This is a genomic window from Sinorhizobium sp. GQ132 (genome assembly GCF_059758575.1).
On record NZ_JCAXDX010000001.1, the window covers coordinates 895,806 to 905,801 of the forward strand.

A 9,996-nucleotide genomic window follows, 5' to 3' on the forward strand; every position below is an offset into this window, starting at 1 on the left:
GTTTTTGGACGGGCGGTCCTTTGGAAGAGGGCGACGTGTCGAAACGAATTCTGAAGCTCGTTCAGTCCGACGACCTCAGACGGTCCAAATCCGACAAGCTGATCGCCAACTATATCGAGCGCAACATCGCCGATCTGCCTTTCGAGACAGCGCGTTCGATTGCTCAGAGACTGGAACTCTCGCCCATGACGGTGGGCCGTTACCTGCGCCGCATGGGCTTCGACGGGCTGGATGAGCTCAAGGGCGAGCTGCGCCGCGGCCGGTCGAACCCGGCCTGGCAGGTCAAGGCGCAGGTCGATCGGTTGGAAGAGGACCGGAGAGAGGGCAAACTCCTTGCCCGCCTCATCCAGCAGCAGATCGACAATCTCGGTCAGATATACGAACTTACCAGCGCGCCGGAATGGCAACAGACGATCGAGGCGCTTGTCGGCGCCAGCGAGGTCTATGTCGCCGCCTACCAGAACGTGCGCGGCATTGCACAATATTTCGCGAGCCAGCTCTCGTACACGCGGCCCCGCGTGCAATTCGTCGACGGCCTCAACGGTACCTACGCCGAATTGCTGGACGGCTCGGTCGAGGGGCGTTTGCTGTTCCTCCACGATGTCCGCCGCTTCGCTTCAAAGGCGAAGCCGCTCGCCCTCGAAGCGCGCCGCGCCGGCGTCAAGGTTGTCCTCCTGACCGACGAATTCTGCCCTTGGGGCAAGGACGTTTCCGATGTCTGTCTCGTCGTCCCCGGTTCCCACGGACCGCTTTGGGACGGCGCCGCGACCATGACCGCGGTCATGGACCTCATGTTGAGCAACGTCATTGTCGTGCTCGGCGAGGAGGTGAGCGAGCGGGTCGACACGCTCACCCGCCTGCAAGACATCTTCGGCGATTTCGAGAATTGAGCGCGCATGATCAGAAGATTGCGATTGCTGAACGGGCCTGACTGTGAACACGGGTGCAATATTGCGTGCGTATGCAAAATCGGATGGTGCGAGAGTGAGGAAGGAGGCGGTCTTTGCCGGCGAACGCAAGGGTCATGCGCGCCATACTCGACCAATCCCGGGATCATCGCCTTCGGCACGGCGACTTGGCCACGCTCGTGCGTGGCCGGCAGCTGGCGCATTCACGGGTGGACGGTTATATTAGCCCGTGCGTAAACTTCATCCGAACGGGAGAAGTCATGGAGCCGGTGACGCTCGTACTGACCGTATGCCTTGCAACGGCACCCGAAAAGTGCCGCGAGGAAACACTGCAGTTTCAGGACCTGACGTCGTTGAATCAATGCATGTTCCAGTCTGCGGTGTACATCGCCGAATGGTCCGAGCAGCATCCGGCGCTTCGCGTCAAGAAGTGGCGATGCAGGGTTGCGGATGCGAGTCGCCCCGTCTGAGTGCCTGGGCACCCCGGAACGAGGCGCTTGAATGTCGTAAGGGTATCGCCGACAGTGTAGCGTCGCATGGCAAATCTCGGAATTGCCCGGGGTGGAAAACTGTGCGACAACGATTCGCGTCGTGCTGGGGAGAGTACGACGGCCTGGGAGAGAGATATTCTCGGTGAACTCGGAGTGGCTTTGAGTCGCTCTGTTGGCTTGGAAGTATCTCGGGAGGAGAGCCATGCCGCGGACAGCCTTGCCCGTTCATTCGCTTTCGATAAAGTCGGCCCTGGTGATCGATGATCATCCGCTCTATTGCGATGCTCTGGCCGCGACGATGGAAAGCACCTTCAATACGCGCCGTATCAGAACGGCGACGTCGCTGAGCGAAGCGTTGCAGCAGCTCAGGATGCGCTTCTCGCCCGATCTGATCATGCTGGATCTGAACCTACCCGATGCATCCGGCCTGAGCGGTTTTCTGAAAATCAAGGAGAAGATGCCCGATATTCCGGTCATCGTGATCTCCGCCTTCACGTCGAAGGACGTGGTTCAATCGGTCATCGCCGCCGGTGCCGCGGGGTTCATCCCCAAGGACATCGACCGTCATAATTTCCAGGAAGCGATGCAGGATATCTGGAACGGCAAGACCTATGTGCCGCCGGGCTATGCGGTGCCGGCGCGCGCGACCGCGACGGACCAGTCTGTGGAGACGATCTCGCGCAAGATCGCCCATCTGTCGCAGCAGCAGACCCGCATTCTGAGCCTGATCTGCGAAGGCATGCCGAACAAGCTGATCGCCTACGAAATGCAACTGGCCGAGGCGACCGTCAAGGCGCATATCACAGCGCTTCTGCGCCGGTTGGGCGTCCACAATCGCACCCAGGCGGCGATGCTGGTACGCGAAGTAACGATCCGCCACAGCCTGCAGTGAGGTGTGCCCGGCCTGCCGGGATGGAGTTGGAGGGTGACGGTGCATGACGGCTGTCGACGATCTTGACCGCAAACCCGCCGAGGCGGTGCGGCTCGCGACATCACGCGCCGATGATGCGTTCACCGCCCTCGCTGAAATCAGACGGCAGCTCGCCACGGCGAGGCCGAGCTTCATCTTTCTGTTCGTGCCTGACCGGCTGCAGCCGGAAGACCTCGCCGCTGCGCTCAGAAAGTCGCTGCCGAACACGGTCGTCTTCGGCTGCACAACAGCCGGCCAGATCACGCCGCGCGGCTATGAAAACGATACTCTGCTGGCGGTCGCCTTCCAGCGGCATCATTTTCGGGTGGCCTCGATCCTGTTCCAACCGATCTCCCCGGTCTCTATTGCCGATGTCGTTTCGCAGACGGAGCGGCTCGCCACACAGTTCCGCGTGACGCCGGGCCGCAAGCGGCTGGCGCTGATCTTCGCCGACGGACTGTCCAAGCAGGAGGATATTCTGGTGGCGGCCCTGGAGGCAGGGCTGAAGGACATTCCCGTCTTTGGCGGTTCGGCCGGCGACGGGCTGCGGTTCCAGCGCACCCAAGTGCTTCGCAACGGTGAATTCCACAGCAATGCCGCGCTCCTCCTTCTGCTCGAAACGGATCTGGAGTTCAGCGGTCTCGGCTTCGATCATTTTCAGCCCACCGACAAGCGCATGGTGGTTACCCGCGCGGTCCCCGAGGAACGGCTGGTCCTGGAGATCAACGGTTCGCCGGCCGCGGAGGAATATGCCCGGCTGGTCAAGGTGCCGGTCGGCGAATTGTCGCCGATGGTCTTCGCCGAGAATCCGGTACTGGTGCGCAACGGCAATCTCTATCACGTGCGGGCGATCCAGCAGATTCAAGGCGAGCACGGGCTCACCTTCCTGTCGGCGATCGACGATGGTCTGCTGTTGCGCCTCGGCCGCGGCAAGGAAATCATCCGAACGCTCGAGACGGGGCTGGCGGTCAATGGCCATGACGGCGAGGCCCCGGATTTCATCCTCGGTTTCGATTGTTATCTGCGCAAGCTCGAGATCGAGCGCAAAGGTCTGGACAGCGAGGTTTCCGAGCAGTTGCGGCAGCGCCGGGTCGTCGGCTTCAACACCTATGGAGAACAGCATCTCGGCGTGCACGTGAACCAGACCTTTGTCGGCGTCGCCTTTTTCCGGCCGAAGGCGGGAGCGCCGCTATGATCGATCCGAACGAGCCCTACGAACTTCAGATCGCCAAGCAGGCAAGGATCATCGAGGCGCTGGTCAACCGGGCCGAGCGCGGCCACGAAGTCGGGGGCTCCGCCTATTCGCTGTTCGAATCCGCCATCGCCCTTCAGGCGGAGGTCTGGGAAAAGACCAAGGATCTCGAAAAGGCTCTCGATACGCTCGACCGGGCCTCGAGCGAGCTCGAGGTCGCCTACCAGGCGCAGGAGCGGATTCAGAGAAATCTCGCCGATGCCATGGTGGCGATGGAGGACGGCTTCGCACTTTTTTCCGAGGAACGACTGCAGGCGTGCAATGCGCAGTTCCGCAATTTGCTGCCCGACGTGGAGCCGCTGATCAAGCCCGGCCTCGGTTTCGACGACTATCTGGCAGCGGTCAACGCAAGCAAGTATCTGAACCGGGAGGAGAATGGCCTGGCGGGCCGGCCTCAGCCGGTGGCGAAGGGGCAGGGATCCGGCCAGCGCTTTTCGTCCTTCGTGATGGTGCTGCGGAACGATCGCTGGTTCCAGATTTCCTATCGGCAGACCAGTTCCGGCAATATCACGGTGCTTCAGACCGAAATCACCGACATCGTGCGGGAGAACCGGCGCGAGAAGAACCGCCTGATCGACCAGCAGTCCCATCTGCTGCAGGCGGCCTTCGATCACATGTCGCTCGGCGTCTGCACGTTTTCGTCAGGCGGCGAATTGCTGGTACGCAACGAGCGCTTCGGTGAGCTTCTCGGCGTGCCGCTTGCGCTTCTGAAAAAGGGAAGTCCCTTTCAGCGCATCGTCGAACATGTCGAGCGCCACGAGATTCTCGACCGGGAAGGGCGCCGATCCAGGGTCGCCGGCTGGTTCAAGGCGGTGCGCCGCGGCGAGGCGGTGCAGGAGCGCTTCCGCCGGCGCGACGGCATGAGCCTCGACATCCGCATCCATTCCCTGCCCGATGACGGTTTCATCGTTTCGATCATGGACGTGACGGCAGAGACGCAGGCCTCGGCGCTTCTGGAGCAACGGGTGCAGGAGCGCACGGCCGAATTGACCGAGGCCAATCGCCTGCTGCAGATACACGCCGACGAGCAGACCAAGATCGAGGCGGCGCTTCGGCACGCCAAGGAGGCTGCCGAGGCAGCCCACACGTCCAAGACCCGCTTTCTGGCGGCTGCCAGTCATGATCTCCTTCAGCCGATCAACGCCGCGAAACTCTATCTGTCGATGCTGACGGACAAGGGGGGGCAGCCGGGCACGGAGGAGGTGGTCAGGCGCCTGAAGCGATCCTTCACCTCGATCGAGTCGCTCCTGCAGGCGCTTCTCGACATTTCGCGCCTCGACAGTTCGGGAGCCGAGTTCAACGTCACCTCGTTCAATCTCGGCAACCTGCTGCAGGGCGTGGCCGAGGATCTGGCGCCCCTGGCAACGGAAAGGGGGATCGACCTTCGGATCGTGCCTTCCTCACGCTGGATCAGCAGCGATCAGCGCTACCTGATGCGCTGCGTCCAGAACCTTGTCGTGAACGCCATTCAATACACGGAGCGCGGCCGTGTCCTGGTCGGTTGCCGGCTGACGGGCGATGCCGTGCGAATAGAAGTGTGGGACACCGGCCTCGGAATATCCGAGGAAGACCGGACACGGATATTCAAGGAGTTCACCCGGGCAAGCGGCGCGGCAAAAGGTCCGGGCATGGGACTTGGTCTGTCGATCGTCGAGCGGGCATGCAGGCATCTCGATCACCCCATCCGGCTGGCATCGCAGCCGGGCCGGGGCTCCGTCTTCTCGATCGAAGTGCCGCTGGCCGCGCCCGGCCATGCCAGCGTCAGCGAGGATCCGAGGATGGAGCCGATGCTCGACGGCAGCCTCGATCTGATCGTGATGATCGTCGAAAACGATGCCGACGAGCTGCACGCGATGACTCAGGTTCTGGAAAGCTGGGGAGCCAGCGTTCTGGCGGCGGACTCGACTGCAGATGCGGCGGCGCTGATGCAGGAAATCGGCACGGCCCCCGACATCTTGCTGGTCGATTATCAGCTCGACGAAGAGGACAACGGCATAGAAACCATCCATACGCTGCGCGCGCTCGCGGGAGCCGAAATACCGGCGATCATCATTTCCGCCAACCGGCAGCGGCAATTCCTGCAGCTCTGTAACGAAATGTCCTTCGCCGTGCTCACCAAGCCGGTGCAGCTGGTGCGGCTCAGGGCGCTGATCGACTGGAAGACCCGGGCCCGCGTGGCGTGAGACAAACATAGACAAAGGTATCCGATGACATTGCCGGGGCCGCTGCTAGGCTCGAAGCCGGTAAACGGAGCCTCGGAACGGGCCACAATCGGACGGTGGATCTGCGATGCGTATTTTTCTCCTGATCGCTCTATTCCTGCTGGGGCAGGGGCACGGACCCGCGGCTGCTGCGGAGACCTACGAGCTCCTCTTCCATTCGGCGGCGTTGAAAGGGCTCGCCGCGGCGAAGGACGGTTCCGGAGACGAGCAGAGTTCGCTCCTCTACGACAAGGTCGTGTCGGGGGCCGATGCAGGGCAGAGAGCCGGCAGCTTCACGATCGGCCTCAAGGTTGGCGACAACGTCGCGATGACGCTCCATCAGGGCAGCCAGTCCCGGGGGCTCGGCAACTATCCAGCCTCGGTCGGCAATCCGCTGATCATGTATTTTCTCGAAAGCGTGCTTTCCGATCTTGCGGCACAATCCGGCGGCAGTCCCTTCTACATGCGCAACCGCGTCAAGGAAGCCCTGCTGCGGGATGCGCAGATCGAGCCGGTATCGCTGCGCTATCACGACCGTGAAATCGCCGCGCGCGAGGTGACGATCCGGCCGTTCGAACACGACAAGGCGCGCGCGCAAATGGGGCGGATCTCGCAGTTGTCGCTCGCCGTCACCGTGTCGGAAGAGATTCCCGGCTGGTATTATGCGCTGGTGGCCACCGTTCCTTCGGCGGCGGGCGGGGCCGAGGCCGGCTATTCCCACGCGATCACCTTGAAAGAAGCTGCGGAGGGCGGCCGGCCATGATGCGCGCCGCCCTGACAGCGCTCGCAATCGCGACGGCGGCAATCCCCGCACGCGGACAGAGCATGTCCGAGCGCCTCAACGATTACCCCACCGAGGTCCGGGCGGACTATGTGTTCGGCTGCATGGCCGCCAACGGCCAGAGCCGGGAAGTCTTGAGCAAATGCGCCTGCTCGATCGATGTGATCGCATCGATCCTGCCCTATGACAAATATGTCCAGGCTGAAACGGTGCTGTCTCTCCAGCAGGGGAGCGGTGAACAGCTGGCCATGTTCAAGTCGGCGGTCGTGCCACGCACCATGGTCGCGGATCTGAGACGCGCCCAGGCGGAGGCGGAGATGCTGTGCTTCTAGAGCACTTCCAGGAAAAGTGTGTAACGGTTTTCCGTCCGGAAGTGCGTGACCTCAGGCTAATTCAGCACGCATTCAGGCGGGCGGCGTCTTCGGCAGGACGCGGTCGAAGACATTGCCGTCCGTATCGACCGCATGGACCGTGAAGTCCGGGGCACCATTATCGGTATAGCTGAAGCGGAACACCGGATTTTCACTGATCGATATCCCGCCGTCGAGCGAGAACAGAAGCTCGTCTCCCTGCTTCACGACCAATTCCGTGATGAATTTCGCACCGACGAAGAGCTGGGTGATCTGGTCGCGCTGGAGACCGGAATAGTTCGGATGGCGGATCATGATCTGCGCCTCGCGGCGGGCTTTCTGTCCGTCCCCCTTGCCGTCGAAGAGCTTCAGCCGCATCTGTCCCATATCCTTCAGCGCCGCGACCGGGTCCTTTGTGGCGGGCGCCGAGCAGCCGCCGGATGCCTTGACGAAGCGGCCATTCATGAAAATGCCCCGCGGCGTATCGGCGATCGCCCGGACGTTGGAATATTGGTTGACGCGCACGCGGGTTTCGAATTTCAGCGGTGCCATCGCGGGGCCGAAGACGATTTCGGCGGCCACCGGCGCCGGGTTCTCGTCGATCACCAGCTTGAGGGATTCGATCGGATCCGCCGCGGCGTCCGTCTGCTCGATCGTGATCGGCACCGTCGCGGCGTCGTTGGCGCGGTAGGGCGCGGTGACGGAGAACAGGGCGGCGCCGTCGAGAATGGGCGCTTCGCCGACGACGTCGCCCTTCAAATCTTGCCATGTCGCGCCGTCTGCTAGCGGGTTGTTCGGCTTCTCCGGCTCGGCAAGTGCGAGGCTTGCCGATAGCATGGCGGGAACAAGCGCGAGAATGAGCTTCATGGTTCAAAGCCCCCTTTTTGGACAGGCTGCGAGTATCTTATAGCATAGAACGAGATGCCCGGGAGCAGAAGCGAGCCTTTCGGATATGTTGTCTGACGCGACCGGCGGCCGCAATCTTGGTGATTGCCGGGTTTGGGTAACGCCCACTTTTTCGAGAATGCCGGGGGCTCAAGGTGTTCGAAGCATTCGTGACGATGTGCATCCTTGCTGCAGCAGCACCTGACGCGCCGCCGAGCGAGATCTGCCGGGTGGCACTGCTGCCCGGCTTTGCGGCGGAGACGAAAGCGGGGTGCGAGCATGCGCTGCATTCCGTCACGCGCAAGCCGGGCGACTGGACCGAGAAGCCGCCATTTTGTGCCCCGAGGCCCAGCTCGGCCCTCTCCTTCAGCGAGGCGGCCCCAGGGGTCTTCCTGCATCGCGGCCGGGTGGCGGAGCCGGATGCGGAAAACGGCGGCGACATGTCCAACTTCGGCTTCGTCGTGGGGTCGCGCAGCGTTGCCGTGATCGATTCCGGCGGCGCGCGCAAGCTCGGAGAAGAGATCTATCTGGCGATCCGCGAACGAAGTCGCCTGCCGATCAGTCACCTGATCCTGACGCACATGCACCCGGACCACGTCTTCGGCGCCGAGCCGCTCCGCGAGGCAGGAGCGGCAGTGATTGGCCAGGCCAATTTGCCGCGTGCGCTCGCCGACCGCGCCGAAAACTATCGCGCAAGCTACGCCCGGCGGATCGGCGAGGCGGCTTTCCTGGGCAGCCGCATAGTCGCACCGGATCGGGCGATAGCGCAGCAGGAGGCGATCGACCTCGGCGGCAGGGTGCTGGAGCTGCGCACCTGGCCGACGGCGCACACCTCTACCGACCTCACCGTCTTCGACCGGACGTCCGGCATTCTTTTCGCCGGCGATCTGCTGTTCGACAGGCACGCGCCGGCCCTCGACGGATCGCTGCGCGGCTGGCTCGCCGCTCTTTCCGAAATGAAGGGGCTGGGCGCGCGGAAGGTCGTACCGGGCCATGGAGGGCCGCTGCTCGACTGGCCTGAGGCCGCCGCGCCGCTCGAACGCTATCTCCGTGTTCTGGAGTCCGATACGAAGAAAGCGCTCGACGACGGCCTGGCGCTCGGGGAAGCAAGCGAGGTCATCGGTCAAAGCGAATCGGAGCGATGGCGCCTGTTCGACCTCTTGAACCCGCAAAACGCCACGTCCGCCTATACGGAGATGGAGTGGGATCCTTAGAGCACTCTCAGGAAAAGTGCGTAGGGCGGAAGTGACCAGATTCAAAGCGTGGGGTGAGAAAGGCGGAATCGCTTCTCGGAAGGCACGATGCGCGGATCCGATGCGTTCAGGCGTCAGTCCGGCATATGCTTCAGCAGCATCTGTGCGATGGCATAGGCGCGTTTTTCCAGAAGCACCGGTGTTTCGCACACATAGGTGAGCGCCTGCGAGCGATCGCGATAGATGCGCTCATCCCAGTCGATCTGTTCCTCCAGCTTGTCGATACGGTCGAAGTCGGGGCTTTTCTCCCGCGAAAGCTTCGCCATCTCGACGCGCGCCTCCTCGATGCGGGACGAGAGCGCGATTTGGCTGCGGGAATAGCGGGCTATCCCCGTGATCAGCCGCTGGCGGGTCGCGGCGATATTGTCGAACACGCCGTAGAAGATGTTGCCGAGCAGTTGACCGTCGACCTGCTTGTTCCGCTCCACAAAGGCCCTGACATGCGCGTCGGCCTCGTCCAGGCTGACCCGGCGAAGCGATAAGGCTTCCACGAGATCGTTTGCTTCGGGCGAAAGAGGCGTGCGGGTCACCGGCGCGGGCCACATCAGGCTCGCCGACAGGTTCTCGACCTTGCGCTGGATACAGGGCCAGTCGGGATCGGAAAAATCCATTGCTGCTGCGATGCCGGGGGCTTGCGTCAGGCAAAGCGCCAGACCGATCGCCAGCTTGAGCGGCAAGCCGCGCATCCGGCGAAGCGCGTGACAGGCGACTCTCATTCTTGATGTCTCCGTGTTCTCACGGGCGCCAGTATAGGGTGACCGGGGACGAAGCCAAAGGTCGCGTTTTACACACTAAGGTCGCAATTGTCTTTGTGCTTTGGCCCGTCTGTAATCTGTGTACAAGCCCTCATAAGGGTCCCTTACATAACGTAGTACCGGAGGAATCCATGCGCACTCGCGCTGCTCTGGCCGTTCAGGCCGGAAAACCCCTTGTCGTGACCGAAGTCGAGCTCGAAGGCCCCCGGA

At 62.6% G+C, this 9,996-nt stretch carries 10 protein-coding genes; 8 read left to right on the forward strand and 2 right to left on the reverse strand.

Annotated features, from left to right (window positions below; genetic code table 11):
- Positions 1 to 35 precede the first annotated feature (35 nt).
- The 7 genes from AC6CIG_RS04045 to AC6CIG_RS04075 all read left to right on the forward strand — a co-directional run bounded on the left by AC6CIG_RS04045 (position 36) and on the right by AC6CIG_RS04075 (position 6,875).
- Entirely contained in the window at positions 36 to 890 is an 855-nt protein-coding gene (locus AC6CIG_RS04045; RefSeq protein WP_100670828.1) for a MurR/RpiR family transcriptional regulator, read from the forward strand.
- A 278-nt stretch (positions 891 to 1,168) separates the two neighbouring features.
- Entirely contained in the window at positions 1,169 to 1,378 is a 210-nt protein-coding gene (locus tag AC6CIG_RS04050; RefSeq protein ID WP_498322409.1) for a hypothetical protein, read from the forward strand.
- 223 nt (positions 1,379 to 1,601) lie between these two features.
- Entirely contained in the window at positions 1,602 to 2,291 is a 690-nt protein-coding gene (locus AC6CIG_RS04055) for a response regulator (protein WP_498322410.1), read from the forward strand.
- A gap of 43 nt (positions 2,292 to 2,334) precedes the next feature.
- Positions 2,335 to 3,504, forward strand: coding sequence for an FIST N-terminal domain-containing protein (locus AC6CIG_RS04060; protein WP_498322412.1), 1,170 nt, complete (start codon positions 2,335 to 2,337; stop codon positions 3,502 to 3,504).
- Positions 3,501 to 5,744, forward strand: a complete 2,244-nt coding sequence (locus AC6CIG_RS04065) for a PAS domain-containing hybrid sensor histidine kinase/response regulator (protein ID WP_498322413.1) — start codon at positions 3,501 to 3,503, stop codon at positions 5,742 to 5,744. Before AC6CIG_RS04060 ends, AC6CIG_RS04065 begins: the two co-directional genes overlap by 4 nt.
- Before the next feature lie 106 nt (positions 5,745 to 5,850).
- Entirely contained in the window at positions 5,851 to 6,525 is a 675-nt protein-coding gene (locus AC6CIG_RS04070) for a hypothetical protein (RefSeq protein WP_018095880.1), read from the forward strand.
- Positions 6,522 to 6,875, forward strand: a complete 354-nt coding sequence (locus tag AC6CIG_RS04075; protein ID WP_018095879.1) for a hypothetical protein — start codon at positions 6,522 to 6,524, stop codon at positions 6,873 to 6,875. Before AC6CIG_RS04070 ends, AC6CIG_RS04075 begins: the two co-directional genes overlap by 4 nt.
- A 72-nt stretch (positions 6,876 to 6,947) precedes the next feature.
- Here AC6CIG_RS04075 and AC6CIG_RS04080 read toward each other — a convergent pair whose 3' ends face one another.
- Positions 6,948 to 7,760 carry a quinoprotein dehydrogenase-associated SoxYZ-like carrier gene (locus tag AC6CIG_RS04080; RefSeq protein ID WP_498322414.1) on the reverse strand — a complete coding sequence of 271 codons (813 nt, stop codon included), beginning with the start codon at positions 7,758 to 7,760 and terminating at the stop codon, positions 6,948 to 6,950.
- A gap of 173 nt (positions 7,761 to 7,933) precedes the next feature.
- Between AC6CIG_RS04080 and AC6CIG_RS04085 the strand changes: the two genes are divergently transcribed.
- On the forward strand, positions 7,934 to 8,992 hold the full coding sequence (locus AC6CIG_RS04085; protein WP_102763846.1) for a quinoprotein relay system zinc metallohydrolase 2: 1,059 nt from the start codon (positions 7,934 to 7,936) through the stop codon (positions 8,990 to 8,992).
- A 113-nt stretch (positions 8,993 to 9,105) separates the two neighbouring features.
- On the opposite strand, the gene AC6CIG_RS04090 is transcribed toward AC6CIG_RS04085, so the two are convergent.
- Positions 9,106 to 9,747, reverse strand: a complete 642-nt coding sequence (locus tag AC6CIG_RS04090; protein WP_498322416.1) for a hypothetical protein — start codon at positions 9,745 to 9,747, stop codon at positions 9,106 to 9,108.
- Between the last annotated feature and the right edge of the window lie 249 nt (positions 9,748 to 9,996).